General features: G+C 70.7%; 22 protein-coding genes. 13 read left to right on the top strand and 9 right to left on the bottom strand.

Annotated features, from left to right (window positions below):
- Genes ACFZBU_RS29215 through ccsB form a run of 3 tightly spaced genes read left to right on the top strand, consistent with a single transcriptional unit; the run spans window position 1 to window position 3,547 of the window.
- Window positions 1-756: a cytochrome c biogenesis CcdA family protein gene (locus ACFZBU_RS29215; RefSeq protein WP_391586665.1), complete on the top strand. Its 756-nt coding sequence runs from the start codon at window positions 1-3 to the stop codon at window positions 754-756.
- Complete coding sequence (locus ACFZBU_RS29220; protein ID WP_391586666.1) at window positions 756-2,486, top strand: cytochrome c biogenesis protein ResB; 1,731 nt, start codon at window positions 756-758, stop codon at window positions 2,484-2,486. Before ACFZBU_RS29215 ends, ACFZBU_RS29220 begins: the two co-directional genes overlap by 1 nt.
- 44 nt (window positions 2,487-2,530) lie before the next feature.
- Window positions 2,531-3,547 carry a c-type cytochrome biogenesis protein CcsB gene (gene ccsB / locus ACFZBU_RS29225; RefSeq protein ID WP_391586870.1) on the top strand — a complete coding sequence of 339 codons (1,017 nt, stop codon included), beginning with the start codon at window positions 2,531-2,533 and terminating at the stop codon, window positions 3,545-3,547.
- A 131-nt stretch (window positions 3,548-3,678) separates the two neighbouring features.
- Here the strand turns inward: ccsB and ACFZBU_RS29230 are convergent, their stop codons facing one another.
- Entirely contained in the window at window positions 3,679-5,367 is a 1,689-nt protein-coding gene (locus tag ACFZBU_RS29230; protein ID WP_391586667.1) for a TerD family protein, read from the bottom strand.
- A gap of 273 nt (window positions 5,368-5,640) precedes the next feature.
- Window positions 5,641-7,416 (bottom strand): amidohydrolase family protein, encoded by a 1,776-nt coding sequence (locus ACFZBU_RS29235; RefSeq protein ID WP_391586668.1) that lies wholly within the window; start codon window positions 7,414-7,416, stop codon window positions 5,641-5,643.
- A gap of 94 nt (window positions 7,417-7,510) precedes the next feature.
- Between ACFZBU_RS29235 and ACFZBU_RS29240 the strand changes: the two genes are divergently transcribed.
- Complete coding sequence (locus ACFZBU_RS29240; RefSeq protein ID WP_391586669.1) at window positions 7,511-8,413, top strand: IclR family transcriptional regulator; 903 nt, start codon at window positions 7,511-7,513, stop codon at window positions 8,411-8,413.
- A 159-nt stretch (window positions 8,414-8,572) separates the two neighbouring features.
- Here the strand turns inward: ACFZBU_RS29240 and ACFZBU_RS29245 are convergent, their stop codons facing one another.
- The 3 genes from ACFZBU_RS29245 to ACFZBU_RS29255 all read right to left on the bottom strand — a co-directional run bounded on the left by ACFZBU_RS29245 (window position 8,573) and on the right by ACFZBU_RS29255 (window position 12,844).
- A complete protein-coding gene (locus ACFZBU_RS29245) occupies window positions 8,573-9,025 on the bottom strand; it encodes a PLD nuclease N-terminal domain-containing protein (protein ID WP_391586670.1) in 453 nt (150 codons plus the stop codon).
- Between the two features lie 91 nt (window positions 9,026-9,116).
- Complete coding sequence (locus ACFZBU_RS29250) at window positions 9,117-10,721, bottom strand: mucoidy inhibitor MuiA family protein (RefSeq protein ID WP_391586671.1); 1,605 nt, start codon at window positions 10,719-10,721, stop codon at window positions 9,117-9,119.
- Window positions 10,722-10,723: 2 nt separating this feature from the next.
- A complete protein-coding gene (locus ACFZBU_RS29255) occupies window positions 10,724-12,844 on the bottom strand; it encodes a DUF4139 domain-containing protein (protein ID WP_391586672.1) in 2,121 nt (706 codons plus the stop codon).
- 93 nt (window positions 12,845-12,937) lie between these two features.
- Here ACFZBU_RS29255 and ACFZBU_RS29260 point away from each other — a divergent pair, with 93 nt between their 5' ends.
- Together ACFZBU_RS29260 and mqnP are read left to right on the top strand one after the other, a co-directional pair.
- Window positions 12,938-14,389, top strand: coding sequence for a menaquinone biosynthesis decarboxylase (locus tag ACFZBU_RS29260; RefSeq protein ID WP_391586673.1), 1,452 nt, complete (start codon window positions 12,938-12,940; stop codon window positions 14,387-14,389).
- Window positions 14,368-15,300 carry a menaquinone biosynthesis prenyltransferase MqnP gene (mqnP, locus tag ACFZBU_RS29265; RefSeq protein ID WP_391586674.1) on the top strand — a complete coding sequence of 311 codons (933 nt, stop codon included), beginning with the start codon at window positions 14,368-14,370 and terminating at the stop codon, window positions 15,298-15,300. Before ACFZBU_RS29260 ends, mqnP begins: the two co-directional genes overlap by 22 nt.
- A gap of 124 nt (window positions 15,301-15,424) precedes the next feature.
- Here mqnP and ACFZBU_RS29270 read toward each other — a convergent pair whose 3' ends face one another.
- Window positions 15,425-16,360, bottom strand: coding sequence for a hypothetical protein (locus tag ACFZBU_RS29270; protein ID WP_391586675.1), 936 nt, complete (start codon window positions 16,358-16,360; stop codon window positions 15,425-15,427).
- An 83-nt stretch (window positions 16,361-16,443) separates the two neighbouring features.
- Window positions 16,444-17,049, bottom strand: a complete 606-nt coding sequence (locus tag ACFZBU_RS29275) for a rhomboid family intramembrane serine protease (protein ID WP_391586676.1) — start codon at window positions 17,047-17,049, stop codon at window positions 16,444-16,446.
- Window positions 17,050-17,102: 53 nt separating this feature from the next.
- Here ACFZBU_RS29275 and ACFZBU_RS29280 point away from each other — a divergent pair, with 53 nt between their 5' ends.
- Window positions 17,103-17,765 carry a UbiX family flavin prenyltransferase gene (locus ACFZBU_RS29280; RefSeq protein ID WP_391586677.1) on the top strand — a complete coding sequence of 221 codons (663 nt, stop codon included), beginning with the start codon at window positions 17,103-17,105 and terminating at the stop codon, window positions 17,763-17,765.
- A gap of 141 nt (window positions 17,766-17,906) precedes the next feature.
- Here the strand turns inward: ACFZBU_RS29280 and ACFZBU_RS29285 are convergent, their stop codons facing one another.
- Window positions 17,907-18,041 (bottom strand): hypothetical protein, encoded by a 135-nt coding sequence (locus ACFZBU_RS29285; RefSeq protein WP_020556503.1) that lies wholly within the window; start codon window positions 18,039-18,041, stop codon window positions 17,907-17,909.
- A gap of 180 nt (window positions 18,042-18,221) precedes the next feature.
- Between ACFZBU_RS29285 and ACFZBU_RS29290 the strand changes: the two genes are divergently transcribed.
- From ACFZBU_RS29290 to ACFZBU_RS29315, 6 genes are all read left to right on the top strand, one after another.
- Complete coding sequence (locus ACFZBU_RS29290; protein ID WP_026219445.1) at window positions 18,222-18,680, top strand: Lrp/AsnC family transcriptional regulator; 459 nt, start codon at window positions 18,222-18,224, stop codon at window positions 18,678-18,680.
- A 169-nt stretch (window positions 18,681-18,849) separates the two neighbouring features.
- Window positions 18,850-19,698 (top strand): threonine/serine dehydratase, encoded by an 849-nt coding sequence (locus tag ACFZBU_RS29295; RefSeq protein ID WP_391586871.1) that lies wholly within the window; start codon window positions 18,850-18,852, stop codon window positions 19,696-19,698.
- An 80-nt stretch (window positions 19,699-19,778) separates the two neighbouring features.
- Window positions 19,779-20,942, top strand: a complete 1,164-nt coding sequence (mqnE, locus tag ACFZBU_RS29300) for an aminofutalosine synthase MqnE (protein ID WP_391586678.1) — start codon at window positions 19,779-19,781, stop codon at window positions 20,940-20,942.
- Window positions 20,943-21,033: 91 nt separating this feature from the next.
- Window positions 21,034-22,101 (top strand): SUKH-4 family immunity protein, encoded by a 1,068-nt coding sequence (locus ACFZBU_RS29305; protein WP_391586679.1) that lies wholly within the window; start codon window positions 21,034-21,036, stop codon window positions 22,099-22,101.
- 166 nt (window positions 22,102-22,267) lie between these two features.
- A complete protein-coding gene (locus ACFZBU_RS29310; RefSeq protein ID WP_391586872.1) occupies window positions 22,268-22,570 on the top strand; it encodes a DUF4229 domain-containing protein in 303 nt (100 codons plus the stop codon).
- A 545-nt stretch (window positions 22,571-23,115) separates the two neighbouring features.
- Entirely contained in the window at window positions 23,116-24,447 is a 1,332-nt protein-coding gene (locus ACFZBU_RS29315; RefSeq protein ID WP_391586680.1) for a dicarboxylate/amino acid:cation symporter, read from the top strand.
- Window positions 24,448-24,511: 64 nt separating this feature from the next.
- Here the strand turns inward: ACFZBU_RS29315 and ACFZBU_RS29320 are convergent, their stop codons facing one another.
- The gene (locus ACFZBU_RS29320) at window positions 24,512-25,594 is read right to left on the bottom strand and encodes a helix-turn-helix transcriptional regulator (protein ID WP_391586681.1); all 1,083 of its coding nucleotides are present in this window, start codon (window positions 25,592-25,594) and stop codon (window positions 24,512-24,514) included.
- Window positions 25,595-25,614: the final 20 nt, after the last annotated feature.

The following is a 25,614-nucleotide window of genomic DNA, read 5'->3' on the forward strand; positions in this document are numbered from 1 at the left end:
GTGCTGGTCGCAGCCGCAGGCATCAACAACACGGTCTACAGCGGGTCGCTCGTCGCGGCCCTGCCGATCGCCCTGCTCGCCGGGCTGATCTCGTTCTTCTCCCCGTGTGTGCTGCCGCTGGTACCCGGCTACCTCAGCTACGTCACCGGCATCTCCGGCGCGGATCTCAAGGACGCCCGGCGCGGTCGGCTCTTCCTCGGCGCGCTGCTGTTCGTGCTCGGCTTCACGGTGGTCTTCGTGTCCACCGGCGCCGCGTTCGGCTACTTCGGCCAGACCCTGGCCGAACACCAGTCGACGATCACCCGGGTCTTCGGCGCGATCACCATCGTGCTCGGGCTGTCCTTCATGGGCGTCCTGCCCGGTCTGCAGCGCGAGTTCCGGGTGCACAAGCGGCCGGCCATCGGGCTGGTCGGGGCGCCGCTCCTGGGCATGGTGTTCGGCCTGGGCTGGACGCCGTGCATCGGCCCGACCCTGTCGGCCGTACTGACCCTGTCCACCAGCGAGGCCAGCGCCAACCGGGGGGCGCTGCTCACGGTCGCCTACTGCGTCGGGCTGGGCGTTCCGTTCCTGCTCACCGCGGTCGCGTTTCGCAAGGCGCTGGGCGCTTTCGGGTGGGTCAAGAAGCACTACGTCTGGGTGATGCGCCTGGGCGGCGGCATGCTCGTGCTGCTCGGGGTGCTCATGCTCAGCGGGGCGTGGGACCAGTTGATGCGCGAGATGCAGTCCTGGACCCGGCAATACACGATCGGATTCTGATGAGTCTCGAGACCCGAAGCGACGAAGACCTCGAACGGGACGACGATCTCGCACGGGACGACGACCTCGGCCGGATCGCGAAGTCCGAGGCCAGGGCCGATGCCGGGATGTCCACCGCTCCCGCGCAGGACGACGGCGACGAGGAGATCCGCCAACCGCAACTGGGCGTGCTCGGCTGGTCGCGCTGGCTCTGGCGGCAACTGACCTCGATGCGGGTCGCGCTGATCCTGCTGTTCCTGCTGTCGGTCGCGGCCACGCCGCCGACGCTGATCCCGCAGCGTCCGGTCAGCCCGATCAAGGTCAGCCAATACTTCCGCGACCACCCCGACCGCGCGAAGATCATGGACAAGTTCCAGCTCTTCGACGTGTTCTCGTCGTGGTGGTTCGCCTCCATCTACATCCTGCTGTTCGTCTCGCTCGCGGGCTGCATCGTGCCGCGCTGCTGGGCACACGCCAAGACGCTCCGAGCCAAGCCGCCGGAGGCGCCGCGCAACTTCACCCGGCTGCCCGCGTACGCGCGCTGGGAGACCTCGGCGGACCCGGACGCGGTGCTGGAAGCCGCGCGCGGCGCACTCGGGAAGCGCCGCTTCCGGCTGAACCCGACCACCGACTCGATCGCGGCGGAGAAGGGCTACGCCCGGGAGACCGGCAACCTGCTGTTCCACATAGCCCTGTTCGGCATCCTGGTGGCCTTCGCGCTGGGCAGTCTGTACAGCGTCAAGGGCGGCAAGATCGTGGTCGAGGGCGGCAGCTTCGCGAACGTGCTCACCCAGTACGACGACCGTCAGTTCGGCGCGCTCGTGGACGCGGACAACCTGGAACCGTTCGGATTCCGGCTGAAATCGGTCGAGCAGACCTTCCAGCCGACCGGCGCCAAGCGCGGCGAGCCGAGGTCGTTCACCGCGCACATCGAGTCCTGGTACGGGCACGACGGCAAGGACAAGTCGGGGACGATCAAGGTCAACCACCCGCTGGAGGTGGGCGACACCAAGGTGTTCATGATCGCCACCGGCTACGCGCCGGAGGTGACCGTACGCGACGCCAAGGGCAAGATCGCCTACAAGGGCCCGACCATCTTCCTGCCCCAGGACGGCAACCGGACCTCGACCGGCGTGATCAAGGTTCCCGACGTCAGCGCCGGGCTCAAGCAGTTGGGCTTCGACGCGCAGTTCCTGCCGAGCGCGCCGATGGACCAGCAGGGCAATCTGCTGGTGGATCCCAGGCGCGGTCCGATCTCGGTGTTCCCCTCGCTGCTCAACCCGCGGCTGATGATCAGCGGCTACGAGGGCGACCTGGGCATGGACTCGGGCATCCCGCAGAACATCTACGCGCTCAAGGCCGACAAGATGTCCAAGTTCATGGACGGCTCCGACGTGTGGCGCAAGGCCCTCAAGGTCGGCGACACCGTGGACCTGCCCAACGGCGCCGGCAGCATCACCTTCGACGGCGTCAAGACCTGGGCCAACTTCCAGGTCGCCAGCGAGCCCGGCAAGGGGCTCGCGCTCTTCAGCGTGGTGGCCGCCATCGTCGGCCTCGTGCTGTCACTGTTCGTTCGCCGCCGCCGCATGTGGGTGCGCGCGATGGAGGGACCCGACGGTCACACGGTCGTCGAGGTCGGCGGGCTCGCCCGCACCGAGGGCGGGGGCCTCGGCGATGAGGTACAGGAGTTCGTGGACGCGTTGCGCGAGGCCGCGCCGGCGAACTCATCCGGCACCAAGGTCAAGGAGTGAGCGTGGGCGTCAACGAGAACCTCGCCCAATTCAGCAATGTGCTGATGTATTCGGCGATCGCCGTCTACCTGATGGCGTTCTTCGCCTACTGCATGGAATGGACCTTCGGCAGCAGTGGTGCCGTGGCCAAACGCTCGGCCGACCTGTCGGTCGAGGTCCTGGAACCGGCGGCCGCGGGTGCGGCCGGCGGGGTCGCCCTGGCCGAGCGGCCGGTGGTGGTGCTGCGCGAGGGCGGGCACGACGGCGACAGCGCGGACGACCGGGGCGACGTGGCGGGCGGCAACGAACGCGCCGACCGGATCGGCCGGATCGCGGTCTCGCTGACCGTGCTGGCCTTCCTGCTCCACGCCGGTTCCGTGCTCACCCGCGGCATCTCGGTGGAGCGGGCGCCGTGGGGCAACATGTACGAGTTCTCCACCTCCGTGGCGCTGATGGTCGTCCTGGCCTTCCTGGCGCTGCTGTGGAAGTACCCGGTGCGCTGGCTGGGCCTGTTCGTCACGCTGCCGGTGCTCACCACGCTCGGCGTCGCGGTCACGGTGCTGTACACCGACTCCGAGCAACTGGTCCCGGCGCTCGACTCGTACTGGTTGTGGATCCACGTCGCGTCCGCGATCGTCTCCTTCGGCGCGTTCCACATCGGCGCGCTCGCCTCGATCCTGTTCCTGTTCCGCCAGGGCTACGAGCGTCGGCAGGCCGACCCGACCAGGACCAAGCCGGGCCGCTTCGACGACAAGCTGGCCCGGTTGCCCAGCTCGGCGTCGCTGGACAAGACCGCCTACCGGGTCAACGCGATCATCTTCCCGCTGTGGACCTTCGCCATCGTGTGCGGCGCGATCTGGGCCGAGAACGCGTGGGGGCGCTACTGGGGCTGGGACCCCAAGGAGGTCTGGTCCTTCATCACGTGGGTCGCCTACGCGGCCTACCTGCACGCCCGCGCCACCGCCGGCTGGAAGGGCACCAAGGCCGCAGCGGTCTCCCTGGTCGCCTTCTCGTGCTTCCTGTTCAACTACTACGGCGTCAACATCTTCGTGAACGGGCTCCACTCGTACGCGGGTGTCTGAGCCGCGGTCGGTTCGCACGGGTCTGCCCCGTCGCCCTCGTGAGGGGGCGACGGGGCAGACCCGTTTCGTTGTTCGCAACGGCGTGCTCCACCACGAGTTCACGGGTCGCCCCCACCCGGCGGCCGGCCCGGTCAGGGGTAGAGCTTGTGGCCCTCGCGGATGTCATGGTGGACGTCCGGGTCCATGAGCAATTCCCATTCCCACTCTTCGGTGGGAGTGCCGTCCTTGAACTCCATGGGGCCCATGCCCATCGCGAAGCGCCCGTCGGCGTAGAGCATCGGGCGTTCCTCGCCCGACTCGGAGTATCGCTCGACGTGCCGGACCGTCGGGCCCTCCGGCCGGGTGAAGTCGATCAGCGTGATCGCGACCCAGTAGCCGCTGTCGTTGTCGTCGAGGAGCGGGACCGTCACGATCGAGCCCCGGCCGTCGTCGACGACGGCCTTGGCGCCGTAGGACTTGAAGCTGCCGCTGCCGTTGCCGAGCGCGCTGTACGCGCAGATCAGCACGTGGCCCTGGAGGTCGGGGCGGGTGATCCGGACGACCTCGCGGCCCGGGCTGCGGGCGTCGCCGTCCAGGTGGACGTACGGCTCGGCGGTCGTCGAGCCGAAGTTGCGGTAGTAGACCGCGCCCCTGGTCGGTATTCGCTTGTCGCTCGGCGGAACCGCCTCGTCGCGCGGCACGAACAGCGCGTACAGGTCGAGGTCCGCCTCGCCGAAGGCGTCGTACGCGGTGCCCCCGTCCCATTCGAGCGTCGCCGTGATCACCATGCCGGGGTCGCCGTCCCACGGCAGTGCCACGCTCTGGCTCTTGGTCAGTCGGATCGCACCGAGCGGCGACTTGGTCATGTGCGACGGCGTGCCGACAGTGGCGACATCCGGGGCGGGGGCGTACGGAGTTGCCGCCGGATACGACGTGGTGGGTGCGTACGTGGTGGTCGGTGCGGGGGCCGGCTGCGCGGGGGCCGGCGGCGTGGGGACATCCGGGCGGCGGCGGAGCCGAGCCAGTGCCCGCGAGACCGGGGAGGCGGGTTTCGGGGCGGGCGGCGGGGCCGTGGGCGGTGCGATGGCCGGCGGCGGGGTGAACCCGACGGGAGCCGGTGCGGGCGCGGGTGCCGCGAAGCCGGTGGTGTGCTCCGGAGCGGCGGCCGCCGGGGGTGCGGCGAACCGGGGTCCCGGCGCCTGCTGCTGTGCCGGTGCGGCGGGCGGAGCGAAGGCGACGGGCGCCGGTTGTGCGGCGGGGGCGGTGGAGTCCGAGGGTGCTGCCGTCCCGTCGGGGATCGCGAAGCCCACCGCGGGTTCCGGTGCCGTCGGTGCGTCCTCGGGCTCTTCGGCGACCTCGATCCCGAAGTCCGTGGCGATGCCCGCGAGACCGCTCGCGTAGCCCTGACCGACCGCACGCACCTTCCACGCGTCCGCGCGCCGGTACACCTCGACCAGCACGGCGGCGGTCTGGCCCCGCGTCAAGTCGTCGGGCCGGTAGAGCATTTCCCCCACGACGGCCTGGAGCCCGCGGACGTCCGCGAGGGTGTCCGCGCCCGTCCGGCCGTCGGCCGCGACCACCACGACCAGGCTCGCCACGTCGGCGGCGACCGCGCTGGTGACCACGGTCATCCGCCCACCGTCGGCGAGTCGAACCGCACCGTCGGGGGTCGCGGGGTTGTTCCAGAAGACGAAGTCCGCGTCACCGCGCACCAGATGATCGGCGGTGAGGAGCAACGCCGAGACATCGACGCCCGCGTGACCCTCCCACGACACGACGATCTCGACGACGTCGTCGCCGAGCGGCGCGTTCGCGCCCGTCGTCAACACGACATGCGACATCGATGACCAACCCCCCAGAGTCGACACGCCCCCGCCGAGATCCTATGCGGCGATTCGCCGCACACCCCCTGCCGGCGCGAATCGGCACGGTTTTCGGACCTCTCCGGGACGATCGCCGGGTCCCTGAGCCGATCCGGCCGCGTCACCCGGTTCGTGCGGTGTGGTGGGGCTTCACCCTGCGGCCGGAAGACGTGGTCGGGCGGGTCGAGGGCCCACCACAAGGTGCCGGGCCCCTCGACCCGCCCGGGTCGAGAGGCCCCGACTCGGCGACCCTCAGCGCGCCCCCCGCACCAACCGCCCCGGCCGTGCGCCCGTGTCGACCCCGTTCCGTCGGGTGACCTCGCCCGCCACGATCGTGGCCACGTAGCCCGTTGCCGCCTGGAGCATGCGGCCGCCGCCGGCCGGGAGGTCGTGGACCATGCGCGGACGGTGCAGCGTGAGGGCGTCCAGGTCGATCACGTTGAGGTCGGCGCGCTTGCCCTCGGCCACGACGCCGCGGTCGGACAGGCCGTAGAGCGCGGCGGTGTCCATCGTCTGCTTGCGCACCAGGAACTCCAGCGGCAGGCGCTCGCCGCGGGTGCGGTCCCGGGCCCAGTGGGTGAGCAGGAACGTCGGCTGCGACGCGTCGCAGATCATCGAGCAGTGCGCGCCGCCGTCGGCCAGGCCGAACACGCTCGCCGGGTGGGTGAGCATCTCCCGGATCGCCTCGTGGTCGCCGTCCGAGTAGTTGAACATCGGCACCATCAGCGTGGTCCGCGCGTCGTCCGCCAGTTGCAGGTCGTAGAGCGTCGACAGCGGCTCCTCGCCGCGCGCCCGGGCGATGGCGGTCACCGTGCGGTCCGGCAGCGGCTCGTAGTCCGGGACCGCGTCCATCGGGTACATCCGGTCCAGCATGAACTGCATCGCCAGGTTGACCGAGTCACCCGGGATGTTCGGGTCGCTGGGCAGGTCCGCCTCGGCCAGGATCGCCGCCTTGACCTCGGGCCGGGCCAATTCGGCGGCGAACGCCGCGTCGTCCAACTCGCCCGCCACACGCCGGTCGTCGATCGCCCGGAACGTCGGTCGTTTGCTGAACGCGTTGCGGGTGCCGAAGCCGGTCAGCATGCCGAACGGACGCCCCGCGATCTGCGGATGCAGCCGCGCGCCCGCCTCGTTCGCCGCCTGCGACTCGGCCATCAGCTCGCGCCACAACTGCGGCGCCGCGTTCACCTGGAGCAGCGCGAACGACACCGGCATGCCGATCTCGGCGGCCAGTCGGCGCATCCAGGCCACCTCGGAGGCGGGCTTGACGATGTCCTCGCCGGACGAGCCGGTCGGGGCCAGTTCGAACACGGCCCGCCCGCCCGCGGCCATCGCCCGGCCCAGACCGAAGAGTTCGTCCTCCGTGGCGAACGTGCCGGGCACCGGCTCGCCGCCCATCGCCTTGTGTGCGACGGTGCGCGACGTGGAGAAGCCCAGCGCGCCGGCCTCGATCGCCTCCTTGACGATCACCGCCATCGCCTCGATGTCCTCGGCCGTGGCGGGTTCGTTGCGCGCGCCGCGGTCGCCCATCGCGTAGGCCCGGACCGCGCCGTGTGCGACCTGGACGCCGATGTCGGCGGCGAAGGTGCGGCGCTCCAGCACGTCCAGGTACTCCGGGAAGGTCTCCCAACCCCAGGTCATGCCCTCGGCCAGGGCCGTTCCGGGGATGTCCTCGACGCCCTCCATCAACCGGATCAGCCAGTCCTCGCGGCCGGGCCGGACCGGCGCGAAGCCGACCCCGCAGTTCCCGGAGACCACCGTGGTCACGCCGTGCGACGTGGACGGGTCGAGCACCTCGTCCCAGGTGGCCTGGCCGTCGTAGTGGGTGTGGATGTCCACGAAGCCCGGTGTGACCAGGCGACCGCTCGCGTCGATCGTCTCGGCCGCGTCGCCCGGCAACTCCGGGTCCGGGCCGTCGTGCCGGCGCACCGCGACGATCAGGCCGTCCCGGACGGCGATGTCGCCGACGAAACGATCCGCGCCGGTGCCGTCCACGATCGTGGCGTTGATGATCTTGAGGTCGTACATATGAGCCTCCCCGGTAACGTGGGCAGACCGTACGGCTGCGCATTGTGCGAGTCAATATGCGCACTATGCGAAAAGATCCAGTAGGGTGCCGACCATGGCCCCACGACCGTCACCGCAGACCGACCGACTCGTCTCCCTGATCGATGCGATCGCCGAACGGCCGGCCGAGGGGCTGACCCTGTCCGAGATCGCCCGGCACCTCGCGGTGACGCCCGCCACGTGCCATCCGATGCTGGCGAGCCTGACCTCGCTGGGCTGGTTGATCCGCCACCCCACCCGGCGCACCTACCGGCTCGGACCGGCGCTGGTGGCGGTCGGCCGAGCGGCCGCTCGCGGTCTCGGCGTGCTCGACGTCGCGCGCCCGATCATGGCCCGGCTGCGCGACGACACCGGGCTGTCCTGCTTCGCGATGACACCCGGCGAGCATCACGTGGCGATCGCCGAGGTGGTCCGCGCGCCGGGGCCCGAGCTGCACCGGCTACGGGTCGGCGCACAGGCACCGATCACCCCGCCGCTGGGCATCGGCTACGTGCCCTGGGCGGACGAGCAGACGGTGCGCCGCTGGCTCGACGAGGCGCACGACCCTGCCGCCCGCGGCCGGATGGCGCGCGCGATCGAGCACGCGCGGCGCCGGGGCTTCGCGATCGAGCTCGTCACCGACGTGGAGACGCGCCTGGGCGAGACGCTCGGCGAGTTGGACGAGCACCTGGAGGGGCTGGACACCCTGGGCGCGGGTGCGTCGGCGGCTCGACTGCGCACGCTCCTGGAGGAGATCGCGGCCGAGATCGGCGGGTCCGACGGCGGCCAGATCGACGAGCTGGAACCGGACCGGGACTATCGGGTGGGCGCGATCAGCGCTCCCGTGCACGATCGCGACGGCGACCTGGTGTTGATCCTGAGCCTGCGCGGCTTCGCACCGCGGACCGACGGACGGACGCTGGACAAGACCGGCCGGCTGCTCGCCGACGCAGCGGCGGAGGTGGCGGCGACGACCTGAGCGGCCGACGCCCGACGACCGGACGCCGAGCAGACGAAGGCCGGTACCAAGCGAGGGAAACGGTCCGCCGAACACACCGGTCCGCACCAACGAAAGCCGGCCGGGTCGCGGATGCGACCCGGCCGGCTGCGCGGCCGAGGCCCGGCCGGAGAACCCGGTTCAGTCCTTGTCCTTCGCGTCCTTGTCCTGTGCCCGTCCGTCCGGGTTGTCCCGGTCGGGGCTGCGCAGGTCGTCCTCGCGGTGCTTGAGGTCCTCTTCCCAGCGCTTGAGCATCTCCGCCTGGTCCTCGGCGGCGCTCGGTTCGCTCGGCCGGCGGTTGTCCTTGTTCAGCGAGGCGAGGAACTCGGGGTCGTCGTCCGGGGCCATCTGCCGGCCCTGGGAACGCCCGCCGAAGCCGAAGCCGCCGGCCCCGCCGGGGGCGTACTCGCGCTGGGGACGCCCGGCGACGAACCAGCCGATCGGGCCGAGGAAGACGGGGAAGAAGAGCAGGATGATGAAGACCCAGGCGATCTTGGGCAGGCTGCGGACCTTCTGCTCATCGGTGGTCAGGCAGTCGATGAACGCGTAGATCCCGACGGCCAGGGGCAGCAGGAACAGCAGGGCCCTGATCATGTGGCGGTCTCCCAGACGGTTATTCGGCGCTCGATACTCGGATGCGTCTCCCATCCAGCGTAAACGGTCGCCTCCATGAACACCGGATCGCTCACAGTCCGGTGACCTTGCCCGATGCGTGCAGTTCGTACACCAGCGTGATCCGCCGCCGTTCACCCGCGGCCAAGCGCAGGTCGTACCGCACGATTCCCTGGTCGTCGACCGCGTCCGGCGCCGGTTCGGACAGGTCGCGGCGGACCTTGACCTCGACCGCCGACACCTCGGACACCGGCACCCGCTCGCGCAGCACCACCGTCCCGGGCGGCTCGGCACCCGGCGCGGCGACGTGCGAGAGGAAGACGGTCACCGTGCGGGTGACCACCGTGCGCCCGGTGAGCGAGGCCGTGCTGCGCGACTCGGTCACCTCGCGCACCACCCGGAAGTCGTCCTCGCTGCCGAACGGCAACCGCACCTCCTCGCCCGGCGCGGCGAAGTCGAGCTGCCCGCGCCCGACGTACCCGCTGCCGCGGACCAGTTCCACCGGGCCCGCGAGCAGCGCGTGTCCGGCGTCGTTGGCGAACCGCACGACCTGGCTCACGTACTGCGACAGCTCGGGTGAACAGGCCGCCTCCGGTTCGCACTTCGCGGTGAACGTGGTCAACCGGACCCGATGCGGCCGGCCGTCGGAGGGCACCTCGACCGGGGTCGGCGCGGCCAGCACCCGGACCTCGCCGCCGTCGTCCACGCCGGGCAGCTCGGCGGAGCCGCCCGCGACCCGGCCGACCGTGGCGATGTCCTCCTCGCGCAGATCCACCTCGACCTGCTTCTTCTCCACCTGGGTGCGCTCGCGCAGGGCGAGTCGGTCCTCGACCAGGCTCGGCGGACGCGCCGCCAGGGTCGGGCGCGCGGTGGACAGGGACAGCGCCACGCCGGACCAGTCCTCGCCGGTGCGCTGCCACACCACCGCGTCGCATTCGAGCTCGATCGACCGGCGATCCGGGGCGAGCACGGCCCGGTAGGCCGGCCGCCACAGCGCGCACGGCACCAGGTGCACCACCCGCAGCTCGGCCGAACCGGTCCGCTCGGCCTCGATCACCACCTCGACGGCGGCGGCCAGCTCGGTCGGCTCCTGCTCGGCCGCCTGCAGCGCGATCCGTGCGCTGCGCAACCGGGTACGGAGCGCGGCCTGCTCGTCGGCCAGCGCGTGCAGTTCGGTGTGGCGCTGTTCGGCCTCGGCGCAGAGACGGTCCGACTCGGCGGCCCAGCGCTCCGGCTCGGTCGCGCCGAAGCCGGTCTGCTCGGCGATGTCGCGGCGCAACTCGGCCCGGGCCTGATCGACCAGGGCCAATCCGGTGCGCAGGCGCCGCTCGCGCCGGGACAGCGCGGTGCCGCGCTCGTCCAGCTCGTACACGAGCCGGCGCAGCTCGGATGCGTCCGGCCCGGGCCCGGTGGCGGGCCTGGGCGTGTACACCCGCACCACCCGCGCGTCGATCGCGGTCGCGGTGCCGTCGGCGGCGACCACCTCGGCGCGCAACGACCGATCCACCGCGAGCGGGGTCACCGGGCCGACCAGCACCCGCTGTACGCCCCGGCTCAATTCGATCCGGCCGGACCGGGTCACCTGGGCCCGGTCCTCCAGACACGTCACCGCCGTGATCGGCAGCGGCTCCGGCTCGGGTTCGGTCGGAGTGCTCTGTTCCAGCGTCGGCTGAGTCACCGTCAGACCCTTCTGTTGCCGCCGACCACGGCCTTCGCTGCCGGGATCCGGATCTCGTAGCCACCGGTCAGGTTCCTGCGCTCGCCGGGGGCGAGTTCGACATGCCACACGCGTGCACCCGGGACGTGTCGTCCGTCGCGCAGTTCGGTGTCCTCCACCCAGCGCGGCGCGCCGGCGTGCTCCTCGATCCTCACGTCCTTGTCGTCGGTGACCGGGACGCGCTCCAGGATGTCCAGGCGGATCGGCCGGGCGAGGTGGTTGACCGCCTCGATCTCGATCCGGTGGTCGAGCACCGCGGTACCGCCGCGCAGCCCCGCCGTCGACTCGCGCATGTGCGCGTTCCGCGAGACCTGCACGCTCTCCACGACACCCACGCCCACCCGCTCGCGGGCGCCCGGCGCCAGCGTCGGCAGCGGCACGGTCATCAGGAACTCGCCGGCCACCGAGACGTCCGCCGGGCCGGCGAGCAGTGCGTGCGGCGACGCGTTGGCGAGCACGACCGTGCCGAACACCGCGTCGTCCAGCGCCGGTACGCAGACGAACTCCGGGTCGAGGCCGACCTCGATCTCGCACACCGGGATGGTGTGCCACACGCCGTCCGCGGCCACCTCGGCCGGCGCCGCGGTGTCGAAGCGGTAGTCGTAGGACCCGGCCGCATCCCGCGGCGCGAGCGCGTGCTCGGGCAGCGCCAGCCGGGTCACCTCGTCGGCGCGCCGGCGGTATTCCAGCGCGTTGCCGCCCGGGCCGTGCGGCGCGGGGCGCAACCGGCCCCGGGCCTCGGCGTCGTCCGCGCCGCGCAGCTCCAGCGCCGCGTAGTCCAGCAGGTCGGCGCCCGGCTCGGGCTGCTCCGGCGGCGCGGGTTTCGCGCCGGGCGTGATGGCGTCCTCGTCGGCCGGCGCGCCGTAGCCGGCGAATTCCATCGCGGCGCCGGGTTCGGCCAGGGCGGCCGGGGCGCTTCGGGCCCGGCGCATCATCGCCGCGGCCGGGCGCGGCGCGGGCGGTGGTGCGCCGAAGCCGCCGGCGACCTGCATCGGCGGGGCGGCGGCGGTCACCGGCGCGGCCGGCCCCTGCATGAAGGCCGGCTCATCGGCCTCGATCAGGTCGTGCATGGGGGCGGGCCGTACGGGCGGGTAGGCCGCCCGCCGCTCGTCGGCCCCGGCGGTGCCCCCCGCGTATGCCGGTGGCGACAGCGGACGCTTGGCCACCCCTGCGTCGTAACCCGCGAACAACTCGGCCAGCCCGGCCGGTGGCTCCCGCCAGCCCGCGTGCGCGGGCGCGCTCTGCCGGCGGCCCAGGCGCAACGACTTGAGTTCGGGCAGGTCGGTGCCGCGGGCCAGGTCCGCGGTGGACAGGCCGAGCCGCACACCGGTCCAGTCCTCGCCGGTGCGCTGCGCGACGCAGGCGCGCATGACCAGCGTGCCGCCGGTCATCGCCTCGTCCAGGCGCAGCTGGTACATCGGCGCCCAGCGCGCGCCGGGCACGTGGTACTCCACGTCCAGCCCGATCGAGCCCGCGTCGCCGGTGTGCTCCAGGGTGATCACCACCGTGCCGGACACCTGGGCCCGCTCGGTGCGAACCGCGCCGGACGCCGCATTGAGCCGGGCCCGGTACAGCTCGGTGTCCCGGACCGCCTCGCGCAGTTCGTCGTCGCACGCGCCGATCCGCTCGTACAGCGCCTCGGCCCGCTCGTCGACGAACGCGGCCAGATCCAGGAGCGCGGACACCGGTGCGGTGCGCGGCGGGTCGCCACGGCGCACGGTGGGCATGATCGCCGTCGTTGCGGTGATCTCCTCCAGTTCGGCGGCCAGGCGCGCGCCGCGCTCGTGCAGGGCCCGCACCCGGGACTCGGCCGCCTCCAGATCGAGCAGCACGCTCGGCAGGTCCGCGTCCCGGACCACCTCGACGTCGACCACGGGCCGGACGTCGGTGACCCGCACACCCGTCCCGCCGGTGACGACCCGGGCGCGCAGCCAGTCGCCGTACGCGGTCAACGGGAATCCGCTCACCCGCACCCGCACCGGACCCGGGGAGCCCGCCGGCAGTTCCACCTCGCAATTCCGCACACACACCGCCCCCACGGCATGAACGACCACCGAACGCAATTCCGAAGCGACCGTGAGCATGTACCCCTCCCTGCTCGGCACGAGGGTCCAACGTAGCCCGCCCGGCCGGGTGCGCGTGCGGCTCGGGCGAGTCCGTGTCGGATACTGGCACGCATGGCATACGGGACCTTGCGCGCTTTCCTGAAGGCACTGGAGAAGCGCGGTGAACTGCGGCGCGTCCGCGCCGAGGTCGATCCGCATCTGGAGGTCGGCGAGATCACCGATCGGGTGAACAAGGCCAAGGGCCCGGCGCTGCTGTTCGAGAACGTCAAAGGCAGTTCGATGCCGCTGGCGATGAACGTCTACGGCACCGACGAGCGCATGTTGATGGCGCTCGGGCTGAGCAGCTACGACGAGTTGTCGGAGAAGATCGGCGGCCTGCTCAAGCCGGAACTGCCGCAGGGCTTCACCGGGATCCGCGAGGCGTTCGGCAAGCTCGGTTCGGTCGCGCACATCCCGCCGAAGAAGATCAAGGACGCGCCCTGTCAGCAGGTCGTGCTCAAGGGCGACGACGTCGACCTGGACACCATCCCGGCGCTGTTCACCTGGCCCGAGGACGGCGGCTCGTTCTACAACCTGGGCCTGACCCACACCAAGGACCCCGACACGGGCGTGCGCAACCTGGGCCTGTACCGGCTCCAGCGGCACGACAAGCGCACGATCGGGATGCACTGGCAGATCCACAAGGACAGCCGCAACCACTACCAGGTGGCCGCCAAGCGCGGTGAGCGGCTGCCGGTGGCGATCGCGTTCGGGTGTCCGCCGGCGGTGACGTACGCGTCCACCGCGCCGCTGCCCGGGGACATCGACGAATACCTCTTCGCCGGCTTCATCGGGGGCCGGCGGATCGAGATGGTCGACTGCGTGAGCGTGCCGCTCCAGGTCCCGGCCGAGGCCGAGGTGGTGCTCGAAGGCTGGTTGACCCCGGGCGAGATGTTGCCCGAGGGCCCGTTCGGCGACCACACCGGCTTCTACACGCCGCAGGAGCCGTTCCCGGCGCTGACCATCGACTGCGTGACGATGCGCGAGAAGCCGCTGCTCCAGTCGATCGTGGTCGGCCGACCGCCCACCGAGGACGGGCCGCTGGGCAAGGCGACCGAGCGGTTCTTCCTGCCGCTGCTCAAGATCATCGTGCCGGACATCGTGGACTACGACCTGCCCGAGGCGGGCGGCTTCCACAACTGCGCGATCGTCTCGATCGACAAGAAGTACCCCAAGCACGCGCAGAAGGTGATGAGCGCGATCTGGGGCGCGCACATGATGTCGTTGACCAAGCTGATCGTGGTGGTGGACGCCGACTGCGACGTGCACGACTACCACGAGGTGGCGTGGCGGGCGTTCGGCAACACCGACTACGCGCGCGACCTGCTGCTGACCGAGGGGCCCGTGGACCACCTCGATCACGCGTCGTACCAGCAGTTCTGGGGCGGCAAGGCGGGCATCGACGCGACCCGCAAGCTGCCCGAGGAGGGCTACACGCGCGACGGCGGCTGGCCGGAGATGGTCGTGTCGGACCCCGAGACCGCCGCCAAGGTGACCCGCCGATGGAAGGAATACGGACTGTGACGTCCGCCGCGCTACCCGCTCCCGGAGCACCGTCGGAGGTGGGCCGGGTCAAGGCGTTCCTGCGCCTGGTGCTGATCGAGCACTCGGTGTTCGCGTTGCCGTTCGCCTACATCGCGGCCTTCACCGCGATGTACGAGACCAACGAACGCCTGCACTACCGGGAGCTGTTCCTGGTCACGGTGGCGATGGTGGGCCTGCGCACCTTCGCGATGGCCTGCAACCGGATCATCGACCGCGAGATCGACGCCCGCAACCCGCGCACCGCGACGCGCGAACTGGTCACCGGTGCGGTGTCGGTGCGCACCGCGTGGATCGGCGCGCTGGTCGCGCTGTTCTTCTACCTGGTCGCCGCCGCGCTGCTCAACCCGCTGTGCCTGATGCTCGCGCCGGTCGCGGTGATCCCGATGGTGGTCTATCCGTACGGGAAGCGGTTCACCGACATCCCGCACGCGATCCTGGGCGTCGCGCAGGCGATCGGGCCGATCGGCGCGTGGCTGGCGATCACGGGCTCGTGGTCGTGGCCGGCGGTCGTGCTGGGCCTGGCGGTGGGCACCTGGATCGGCGGCTTCGACCTGATCTTCGGCTGCCAGGACGTCGCGGCCGACCGCGCGCACGGGGTCAAGAGCGTGCCGGCCAAGTGGGGCATCGCCGCCGCGCTGAACGCCTCGAAGATCACCCACGTGGTGACCACGCTGCTGTTCATTTGGTTCGGCGCGCTCACCGGCGCGGGCTTCTTCTGGTGGCTGGGCCTGCTGATCGTCGCCGCGGCATTCGTCTACGAACACTCGCTGCTGGCCCCGGACGACCTGTCCAAACTCAATCGCGCCTTCTTCACCACGAACGGCTTCATCGGCATCGCCCTGTTCGTGTGCGCACTGCTGGACCTGGGAGTACGGGGACTGCGTCCGTAGGCGGAACGGGCGAGTCCGCACCGACGCGACCGAACTCCCGCTGCGCGTACCGCGGTTCTTCCACCCCCGCGGGCCCGGCCTCGACGGCCGGGCCGGGGCCGGGTGACCGGTGGGTCCGTTCGGGTCAGGCCGTCTTGTCCTCGCCGAACATGCCGCCGCCGAAGGACTTCAGGAGGCCGTTGAGGTCGACCGTGTCGCCGGGCGCCGGGGCCTTGGGGGAGACGCCGCCGGTGAGCTTGGAGTACTTGAGGTCGAGGGTGACCTCGTTGGTGCCGTCGCTCTTGTCGTCGGCGGTGACCCGGATCGGGAAGGGCTTGCCGTTGGCCGCGACGTAGATGGTCACGGTCGTGCCGTCCTCGTCCTTGGAGATCAGCGGGATCACCTTGGTCCCGTTGATCTCCGTGGTCGGGCCCTTGGTCATCGGCCGCTTGTCGTCCGGGTCCGCGGAGTCGTCCGAGTCGGAGTCCGAGCCGAACAGCCCGTCCAGCGACGGCGTGCCGCCCTTGAGCAGGTCCTGGCCGAGCTTGCCGGTCTCCGCGCCGCCCAACTTGATGTACTTGCCCTCGACGAGCTTGGCGCCCTCGGCGAACATCTTGGTGAACTGCTCGCCCAGCGCCCTGTCCTCGGCCGACTCCGGCTCGCCCGACGCGGCCTCGGCCCGCTTGCCCAGGTCCAGAACGGTCTGGACGGTGCCCGGCGCGATCTTGACGTACGTGGTCTTGTCGACCGCGATCAGGTCCAGGGCCTTGTTGTCGAGGGTGATCTTGCCCTCGGCCTGCTCACCGGTGCCGATCTTGATGTCCACGCCGAGCGGGAGGTCGTAGACCTTTCCGGTGCCCTCGATGCGCAGGTTCGAGAGTTCCTTGAAGCCGGTCTCGGCCTGCTTGGACAGCGCCTCCACGGTCAGCGCCTCGTTCGAGGGGCCCTTGGGGTCGAGCGCGTCGCCACCACCGGCGGCCGCGGGCTTGAACGGATCTCCCGAAGAGGACTCGCCACAACCGGCGGCGAGCAGGACCAACGGTACGGTCAGGGCCGCGGCGGATATCCGGAGCGAACGCACAGGAAAACTCCCGGTCGAGGAACGAGAACAAAGAATTTTGCGAGGAAGACCTACCCGCATCGTATGCAGCGATGTCCACCGCGTTATCCGATGGGAAGGTCCGTGGGCGAGAGGTGTGACACATCGCGTCGACGACGGAAGGCCAGTGCCGCCGACACGCCGCCGATCAACCCGAACAGGTGGCCCTGCCAGGACACTCCCTCCGCGAGCGGGGTGACCCCCATCGCGAACGAGCTGCCGTACAGCCCCAATACGGCGAAGCCGATCAGCACGTCCAGCACCCGGCGGTCGGCGAACCCGCGCACGATCAGGTAGCCGAACAGGCCGAAGACCAGGATGCTCGCGCCCGCCGTGTTGGTTCCGGCCGGCGCGGTCACCCACACGCCGAGACCGCCGATCACGGTGATCGTGAGCAACACGGCGAGGAAACGGGTGATCCCGCGCAGCGCGGCCAGGAAGCCGAGCAACATCAGCGGGAAGGTGTTGGCGACGATGTGTCCGGTGCCGAAGTGCAGGAAGGGCGCGCTGAGGATGTCCGGCAGTTCGTCCGCCCGCCGAGGTGTCACGCCGTGGCCGAGCAGCGAGTCGTCGGTCGTGTAATTGATCAGCTGGACGGCCCAGACCGCGCCGATCAGCACTGCGGTGACCAGGGCCGCGTCGCGGACTCCCGACACGGATATGCGGGACATGCACACCCCTCCCCTGCGGTAGGCAGTACCGCTACGAAGCCACAATAGGAGGCATGGACCAGGAGCGGGACAGTACGGGACGACGCCCGTGGACAGTCGGCGTATCGGGGGCATCGGGCACGCCGTACGCCGCGGCGGTGCTGCGCGGGCTGTTGGACGCGGGCGAGCAGGTGGACCTCGTGGTCAGCCGGGCCGCCCGGTTGACCCTGCTCGACGAGACCGGCATCGCCTTCCGGGACGCGCACTGGCGCGACGACCTCGCCGCGTGGACCAAGCTCGACGAAGCCGCCCTTGACCGGGTCCGCTACTGGTCGGCCGGCGACCTGGGCGCGGGACCGGCGAGCGGTTCGTATCCGGCCAAGGGCATGGTCGTGGTCCCGGCCAGCACGGCCTCGGTCGCGGGCATCGCGATCGGGCTGTCCAAGGATCTGCTCCAACGCGCCGCCGACGTCACGCTCAAGGAGCGCCGCCCGCTCGTGCTGGTGCCGCGCGAGACCCCGCTGACCGGCACCACGCTGCGCCACCTGGTCCGGCTCGACGACGCCGGCGCGGTGATCCTGCCGGCGTCCCCGGCCTTCTACGCGGGCGCCCAGGACGTCCAGCGCCTGGTCGACTTCGTCGCGGGCAAGGCGCTGGACGCGCTCGGCGTCGCACACACCCTGTATCGACGCTGGGACGGCGAACTGGGCGGCGCCCGACGCGAGGCGGGCGGGTGAGGCACGGCCGAAGACCGCCGGTCGGCGCACCCCGCCCGGACAAAGCCCACACCCACCCGGACGGCCGCACCCGTTCGGACAGACCAAAAAGGCCCCCGTGGTGACGGGAGCCTTGGCGGTCTTGCCGGATCTGCCGAGCGATCAGCGCCCGGACTTGCGGCGGCCGACCAGTCGCTTCACACGCTTGAGCGTGTTCGACGGCTGGGTGGCACGTGAGCGTTCCGCAATGGCATGCAGTTCCTGCATGTGTGCGCGGGCCATCTCCAGGGTGTACACGGTGTTGTCTCCCCACGAGTCGTCATCGGAGGCTTGTAGCTCCCGATGCCTTTGATTCTAAGGGCTAGAATCAAAATCGTCCAATGAATTACAGGCCCCACGTGGGTTTGCACCTTCGTCATGTCAAAGACCCCCGGTGGCCCCCCGGTGGACACCATCGATTACCTGGAGGAAACGGACATGGATGCCGTCGACCGCAAGCTGATCCAGGCGCTGCGCGGCAACGGGCGGGCCTCGTACGCCGAGCTGGGCCGACTCGTCGGCCTGTCCGGCCCGAGCGTCACCGATCGCATCAACCGGCTCGAACAGGCCGGCGTGATCACCGGTTACCGAGCCTCCGTCGACCCGGTCTCGCTCGGCCTCGGGGTGACCGCGCTGATCGGGATCCAGCTCTCCGACGCGGCCGATCACGACGACGTCAGCCGCCGGCTGCGCGACCTCGACGAGATCGAGGACTGTTGGTTCATCGCCGGCGACGACTCGTTCATGCTCAAGGTCCGGGTCTCGGACATGGAGGGCCTGGAGAACGTGGTCCGGCGCCTGTCCGGCACCCGCGGCGTGGCCCGCACCCGCACCACCGTGGTGCTCTCCACCAAGTGGGAGTACCGCGCGGCCGAACTGCCCGAACCCACCGAGTAGGCACGCCCGGGTCCGAAAGGGTTGCCGGTCCGCCGGCGGCCCCTCATAAGGTGGCAGGCATGACGAACCTGGTGACGCTCCAAGACCTGGAGGCCGCACGGAAGCGGATCGCGGGCACGGCGATACGACCCCGCTGCTGCCGTCCCTGCACGGTGACGACGACCGCCCGCTGTGGCTCAAGCCGGAGAGTCTCCAGCCGATCGGCGCGTTCAAGATCCGCGGCGCGTACAACGCGATCGCGGCCCTGACCGACGCCGAACGCTCGCGCGGGGTCGCCGCACACTCCAGTGGCAACCACGCGCAGGCGGTGGCCTACGCGGCCCGCCTGTTCGGCGCCAAGGCGGTGATCGTGATGCCGGACACCACCCCGCGAGTCAAGATCGAGGCCACCCGCGCGCTGGGCGCCGAGGTGGTCATCGTCACGCCGGACCGGCGCGACACCGCGGCCGGCGAACTGGCCGCCGAGCACGGCTACGCGCTCGTGCCGCCCTACGACGACGCGCGGATCATCGCCGGCCAGGGCACCGCCGGCCTGGAGATCGTCGAGGACCTGCCCACCGTGGACACCGTGTTGGTCCCGGTCAGCGGTGGCGGCCTGATCTCCGGCATCGCCGCCGCGGTCAAGCTGAGCAGCCCGCACACCGCGGTGATCGGCGTCGAGCCGGAACTGGCCGCCGACGCGGCCGAGTCCTTCCGTACCGGCGTGCGCACCACGTGGTCCACCGCCGACACCTACCGCACCATCGCCGACGGCCTGCGCACCACCTCGGTGGGGGTGCTGCCGTTCGCCCACATCCAGGCGTACGTGGACGACATCGTCACGGTGACCGAGGAGCAGATCCGCGAGGCGATGCGCTTTCTGGCCCGGCGCGCCCGCCTGGTCGCCGAGCCCGCCGGTGCGGTGGCCACCGCGGCCTACCTCTTCCGCAAGGACGCGCTGCCCGCCGGCCGCGAGCACGTCGCCGTGGTCAGCGGCGGCAACGTCGACCCGGCGCTGTACGCCGAGGTGATGGCCTGAGCGAGCGCCCGGTGACCCGGGCGTAACCTCGTAGCAGCCGTGCAGCGGCAATCGTGAAGACCTAGAGGGAGTGCCGACACATGGACGCGGGCCTGCGCAGGGAGATCGAGGACAAGGTTTTCGCCGGGGAGCGACTGAGCCGTGAAGACGGCATCGCGCTCTACGCGAGCGACGACCTGGCGTGGCTCGGCGGACTCGCGCACCACGTGCGGACGGTGAAGAACGGCGACAAGGTCCACTTCAACGTCAACCGCCACCTCAACATGACGAACGTGTGCAACGCGTCCTGTGCCTACTGCTCGTTCCAGCGCAAGCCGGGCGAGAAGGACGCGTACACGATGCGCATCGAGGAGGCCGTGCGGCTCGCCAAGGAGATGGAGCCGGACGGGATCACCGAACTGCACATCGTCAACGGCCTGCACCCGACCCTGCCGTGGCGCTACTACCCCCGGTCGCTCAGCGCGCTCAAGGAGGTGCTGCCGAACGTCGCGCTCAAGGCGTTCACCGCGACCGAGATCCACTGGTTCGAGAAGATCTCCGGCCTGTCCGCCTCGGACATCCTCGACGAGCTGATGGACGCGGGCCTGGAGTCGCTCACCGGCGGCGGTGCGGAGATCTTCGACTGGGAGGTCCGGCAGCACATCGTCGACCACGACACGCACTGGGAGGACTGGTCGCGGATCCACCGGCTCGCGCACTCCAAGGGCCTCAAGACCCCGTGCACGATGCTCTACGGCCACATCGAGGAGCCCCGGCACCGGGTCGACCACGTCATCCGACTGCGTGAACTCCAGGACGAGACCGGCGGCTTCCAGGTCTTCATCCCGCTGCGCTACCAGCACGACTTCCACGACAGCAAGGACGGCATCGTCCGCAACCGGCTCCAGGCCCGGACCAACATGGCCACCGGCGCCGAGGCGCTCAAGGTGTTCGCGGTCTCCCGGCTGATGTTCGACAACGTCCCGCACGTGAAGTGCTTCTGGGTCATGCACGGCCTGGCCACCGCGCAACTCGCGCTCAACCACGGCGCGGACGACCTGGACGGCTCGGTCGTCGAGTACAAGATCACCCACGACGCGGACGACTTCGGCACGCCGAACAAGATGACCCGCGACGACCTGCTCGACCTCATCCGGGACGCGGGCTTCCGCCCGGTCGAGCGCAACACCCGCTACGAGACGCTGCGCGAGTACGAGGGCCCGGACCCGGCCCGGCGCGACACGCCGCAGCCGATGAAGCTCTGACCCGGCCCGGCCCGGCGCGCCACGCCGCGGCCGACGAAACTCCGACCCGGCCCGGTCGAACCCGATCGGCCCGAGGCGGGAGGGTTGCCGTATGCCTGACACGTTGCGGATCGCGATCACCGCGCAGGACGCCGAGGAGTGGTTCGGCGAGGTGGTCCGCCACGACCTGCCCGGGATCGGGCACGAGCCCACCCGGCGGTTCCTGGCCGAGGTGGGCCTGCCGCGCGAGGCCGCGCTGATCCGATTCGATCCGGGCGGCATCCGGGACGGCCTGATCGTGCTCGGCACGTACGGCTCGCCGCGCACCTCGGCCCGGGCGGTGCTGCTGGACGGCGCGACCGGTCGGATCTTCGGCGAGGAGCGGTTCGGCGACCCGGCGCCGATCTCGACGGACGTGTCCACCCTGGTGCGCAACGCCGGCCTGGTGGAGGCGATCCGCACCGGCCGCGGCCCGGTGCGCACCGGCGAGGAGCTGATCGATCTGCTCGGCGAGACCGAACCCGAACTGGATCCCGGGCACTCGTTCTGGCACACGTCCTTCGCGCTGTGGCAACTGCGCCGGGCGGCGGTGCCGGGCGAGGGCCTGGCGGTGCGGATCACTCCCGCGATGCTCGATCTGGTGTACGAGAACGAGTTCTCCGGCTACGAGGAACGCCAGTTGCCCGCCGCGATCACGCACGAGCCGACCCGGCGCTTCCTGCTCGACATCGGGCTGATCGACGCGTGGGCGTACCTGGACATGCGCAGCGACGACAAGCCGCTGCCGACCCTGGCCGAGTTGATCGCCGAGCGCCGGGCGGACTGGGACGACGAACCGGAGCCGCCGGCGGACGCGGAGCACCTGGTCGTGCTCGGCTATGTCAGCGAGGACGGCGACCTGCTCGTGGACGGCCGCACCGGTGTGGTCCGGCGCTGGTACACCGGTGCCGACGAGCCGGAGATGGACACGCTCAACACCGACCTGTCCGCGCTCGCCTTCACCATGTGGGTGATCGGACGGATGCACCGACAGGGCGAGCGGTTCGGAATCGGCATCCACGACGTGTGGGAGTCGATCGTGGTCGACCTGCTGTCCTCGGTGGATCCGCTCGCGTGGGCCGAGCCGGGCAGCTACTGGGAGAACATGATCCTGGACGGGATCAACGGGCTCGGCCCGTGAGCCGGCTCGTGGCGCGGCCGGTGGCCTGGACCCGGATCGGGCCGGCCGGGCTGCGAGGCGGGGCCCGGCTCCGCGTTCCGAATACGGGATGCTTGACTGGAGGGGACGGCTCGACTCGCGTCCGCCGCCACTCGTACCGCTCTGGCTAGGGGAACCGAAGGTGACCATGTCGAATCCCGCGCTGCGTTACTCGCTCTATCGGCTCGGCATCTTCGCCGCTTTGTTCGCCGTGGTCATGGTCGTGTTCGGGCTCTTCGACCTGAACGGCCGCGGGAACGTGTTCATCGCGATCGCCATCGCGGCGGCCGGATCGGCATTGATCAGCTACCGGTTCCTGAACGCGGAGCGGGACGCGATGTCCGAGGCGCTGTACGAGCGCATGCAGCGGGCGAAGCAGCGGATCGCCGAGGACAACCGCGCCGAGGACGAGGCCGTGGCGCCGGTCCGGATCGCCAAGGAAGCCTCCTGAGCCGTTCGGGCCTCGGGGGCTCGTCGGCCTTGTCGGCCGATTCGGCCGCGTGTGTCTCGTGGGCTCCGCGCAAGACCTCCCGGATCTCGGGGGAATGCGCGGCCGGTCGGGTGCCGGGGAAGCGTCTTGAGCGCTTAAGCGAGGTGTGGCCGGCGGTGTCCTTGGGTGTCCGTCGGTGTCCGTTCCGTAATTCTTTGCGTTTATCGGTTTAGTGTGGCTATCCTCGCTCCCATGATTGGTGCAGGCGACACGCAGATGACGCACGCGGCGGTGGGTTTCCCGCTCGTGTCCCGTCGTCATGTCGACCTGGGCCGTTGCGCCACCGCGCTGTGTCGCGGCTGACCGCCGCCGTGCCCCTGCCGGGCTGACGCCTTCACGCTCGTCGCCCCGGCCGCCCGCACGCCGGCCATCTGCGGCCGTTCTGCGCGAAGTAACGCTTCCTCGTAGTCCTTCCTGCGGGCACTCGTGTGCCTATTGATGCGCAGGTCGGCGGCCGCTCCGTACCGCCACCCCCGTCCCCACGGTGCCCGTTCAGGAGCCCTGCCTTGTCTGCTGTGGATTCACTCAAGTCCCTGAGGAAAACCCCCTTCTGGGCCCAGATAGCCGCCGGCCTCGTGCTCGGCGTGGTCCTCGGCTTCATCGCCAAGGAGTACAGCGTTTCGTGGCTGACCGAGACGCTCGACCAGATCGGCACGATCTTCGTCCAGCTGCTCAAGCTGGCCGTACCGCCGCTGGTGTTCACCGCGATCCTGGTCAGCGTCGTCAACCTGCGCAACGTCAACAACGCCGCCCGGCTGGCCGCACGCACGCTGATGTGGTTCCTGATCACGTCGCTGATCGCGGTCGCGATCGGCCTCACCATCGGCCTGGTCACCAACCCGGGCGACGGCTTCAAGCTGCCGGCCGACCCGGGCAAGGCGCCGAAGACCAACGGTGACTGGCTCGACTTCCTCACCGGCATCATCCCGACCAACATCGTCACCGCGTTCTCCGAGGTCAAGGTCCTGCAGATCGTCTTCCTGGCGGTCGTGCTCGGCTCCGCGATCCTGTCGGTCGGCGCCAAGGCCGAGCCGCTGGTCAAGGGCGCCGAACTGGTCCTGGAGATCATCCAGAAGGCGCTGTGGTGGGTGATCAAGCTGTCCCCGCTGGGCACGCTGGGCCTGATCGGCACCTCGGTCGCCACCTACGGCTGGGACCTGATCAAGCCGTTGGGCACGTTCACCGCCGACATCTACATCGGTTGCGCGCTGGTGATGTTCGTGGTCTACCCGCTGCTGCTCGCGCTGGTCGGCAAGGTCAACCCGCTGAACTACTTCAAGGGCGCGTGGCCGGCCATCCAGCTCGCCTTCGTCTCGCGCTCCTCGGTCGGCACGATGCCGGTCACCCAGAAGGTCACCGAGCGCCTCGGCGTCCCGAAGGACTACGCCTCGTTCGCGGTGCCGTTCGGCGCCACCACGAAGATGGACGGTTGCGCCGCGATCTACCCGGCGATCGCCGCGATCTTCGTGGCCGAGGTCTACGGGGTGAACCTGGGCATCAAGGAATACCTGTTGATCGCCTTCGTCTCGGTGATCGGTTCGGCGGCCACCGCCGGTCTCACCGGCGCGATCATCATGCTGACCCTCACGCTCAGCACGGTGAACCTCCCGCTGGCAGGCGTCGCACTGCTCCTGGCGATCGACCCGATCCTGGACATGATGAGGACCGCCACGAACGTGGCCGGGCAGGTCGTGGTGCCGATCCTGGTCTCCGCTCGGGAGAAGACGCTGGACCTGGAGATGTACAACAACCCGCGTGATCTGGAAGCCCCCGACGAGCCGGCCACGCCGCACGTCCCGCTCCAGAAGACGGCGGAGCGCGAACCGGTCTCGGTCTGACGCTCCCGCTCGACCGGCGCCCCCGATCCCCTCGTGCCGAAGGGGTCGGGGGCGCCGTCGTGTGTCAGTGCGTGAGGGCGGCGGTCGCGGCTTCCGCGCCCGCGGGCCCGACGGGCCCGACCGACCCGGTGGGTGCGGTGGGACCGGAAGGCCCGGCGTCGGCCGCGTCGAACGCGTCGGCCGCGTCGGCGCTCGGGGTCGCGCCGGTGTAGCGGTGGGCCAACCGTCGGATGTAGGCGACCAGTTCGGGCGGGTCCTCGACCTCGAAGTCGGCGTCCAGCAGGCTGATGTAGACGGCCAGGTTCTCGATACTGGACGCACCGGTCTCGAACACGCAGGTGTCGTCGTCGACCACCGCGAACGAGCCGAAGGCCGGCGGGACCCGGTCGGCCACCGAGGCGATCGGCGCGCGCACCAGCACCCGGGCCCGGACCTGTCCACGCGCGCTCTCCACGCCCTGGTTCACGAAGGCCGCCACGTCCCCGTCGGCGGGCAGTTCGCGCGGCGTGAAGCGGGGGCCGTGCGGCGGGCGCGGGGTGATCCGGTCCATCCGGAAGGTGCGCCAGTCCTCCCGCTTGATGTCCCACGCGACCAGGTACCAGCGACCCATCCGGTGCACCAGCCGGTACGGCTCGACCACCCGCGAGGTCTCCTTGCCCTCGTGCGAGCTGTACCGAAAGCGCAACTGCTCGTGGTCGCGGCAGGCGCCGGCCAGTACGGTCATCACGTCCATGTCCACGGCCGGACCGGTCTGGCGGACCGGGACGGTGTACTTCTGCAATGCCTTGACCCGGCGGTGCAGTCGGGACGGAAGCACCTGGTCGAGCTTGGTGAGCGCGCGCAGCATCGCCTCGTCCATGCCGTCCACGACGCTGCCGGCGGCGATCCGCAGGCCGACCACGATGCTGACCGCCTCCTCGTCGTCCAGCAGCAGCGGCGGCAGCGCCTTGCCGGCGCCGAGCCGATAGCCGCCGACCACGCCGCGCCGCGCGTGCACCGGATAGCCCAGGCTGCGCAGCCGCTCGATGTCGTAGCGGACCGTGCGCCCGCTGACGCCGAGTCGTTCGGCGAGTTCGGGGCCGGTCCAGTCGGGCCGCGTCTGCATGAGCGAGAGCATGCGCAACAGTCGCGCGGAGGTTTCCAACATGCGCCGAAGTCTGCCGGCTC

The organism is Embleya sp. NPDC008237 (assembly GCF_042956465.1).
Lineage (GTDB): Bacteria > Actinomycetota > Actinomycetes > Streptomycetales > Streptomycetaceae > Embleya.

What these genes read in the sequence shown, in the direction of transcription:
- ACFZBU_RS29220 (WP_391586666.1), top strand. Translation starts at nt 756, where the DNA reads ATGAGTCTCGAGACCCGAAGCGACGAAGACCTCGAACGGGACGACGAT.
- ccsB (WP_391586870.1), top strand. Translation starts at nt 2,531, where the DNA reads ATGTATTCGGCGATCGCCGTCTACCTGATGGCGTTCTTCGCCTACTGC.
- ACFZBU_RS29230 (WP_391586667.1), bottom strand. Translation starts at nt 5,367, where the DNA reads ATGTCGCATGTCGTGTTGACGACGGGCGCGAACGCGCCGCTCGGCGAC.
- ACFZBU_RS29235 (WP_391586668.1), bottom strand. Translation starts at nt 7,416, where the DNA reads ATGTACGACCTCAAGATCATCAACGCCACGATCGTGGACGGCACCGGC.
- ACFZBU_RS29240 (WP_391586669.1), top strand. Translation starts at nt 7,511, where the DNA reads ATGGCCCCACGACCGTCACCGCAGACCGACCGACTCGTCTCCCTGATC.
- ACFZBU_RS29245 (WP_391586670.1), bottom strand. Translation starts at nt 9,025, where the DNA reads ATGATCAGGGCCCTGCTGTTCCTGCTGCCCCTGGCCGTCGGGATCTAC.
- ACFZBU_RS29255 (WP_391586672.1), bottom strand. Translation starts at nt 12,844, where the DNA reads ATGCTCACGGTCGCTTCGGAATTGCGTTCGGTGGTCGTTCATGCCGTG.
- ACFZBU_RS29260 (WP_391586673.1), top strand. Translation starts at nt 12,938, where the DNA reads ATGGCATACGGGACCTTGCGCGCTTTCCTGAAGGCACTGGAGAAGCGC.
- mqnP (WP_391586674.1), top strand. Translation starts at nt 14,368, where the DNA reads ATGGAAGGAATACGGACTGTGACGTCCGCCGCGCTACCCGCTCCCGGA.
- ACFZBU_RS29275 (WP_391586676.1), bottom strand. Translation starts at nt 17,049, where the DNA reads ATGTCCCGCATATCCGTGTCGGGAGTCCGCGACGCGGCCCTGGTCACC.
- ACFZBU_RS29280 (WP_391586677.1), top strand. Translation starts at nt 17,103, where the DNA reads ATGGACCAGGAGCGGGACAGTACGGGACGACGCCCGTGGACAGTCGGC.
- ACFZBU_RS29290 (WP_026219445.1), top strand. Translation starts at nt 18,222, where the DNA reads ATGGATGCCGTCGACCGCAAGCTGATCCAGGCGCTGCGCGGCAACGGG.
- mqnE (WP_391586678.1), top strand. Translation starts at nt 19,779, where the DNA reads ATGGACGCGGGCCTGCGCAGGGAGATCGAGGACAAGGTTTTCGCCGGG.
- ACFZBU_RS29305 (WP_391586679.1), top strand. Translation starts at nt 21,034, where the DNA reads ATGCCTGACACGTTGCGGATCGCGATCACCGCGCAGGACGCCGAGGAG.
- ACFZBU_RS29310 (WP_391586872.1), top strand. Translation starts at nt 22,268, where the DNA reads ATGTCGAATCCCGCGCTGCGTTACTCGCTCTATCGGCTCGGCATCTTC.
- ACFZBU_RS29320 (WP_391586681.1), bottom strand. Translation starts at nt 25,594, where the DNA reads ATGTTGGAAACCTCCGCGCGACTGTTGCGCATGCTCTCGCTCATGCAG.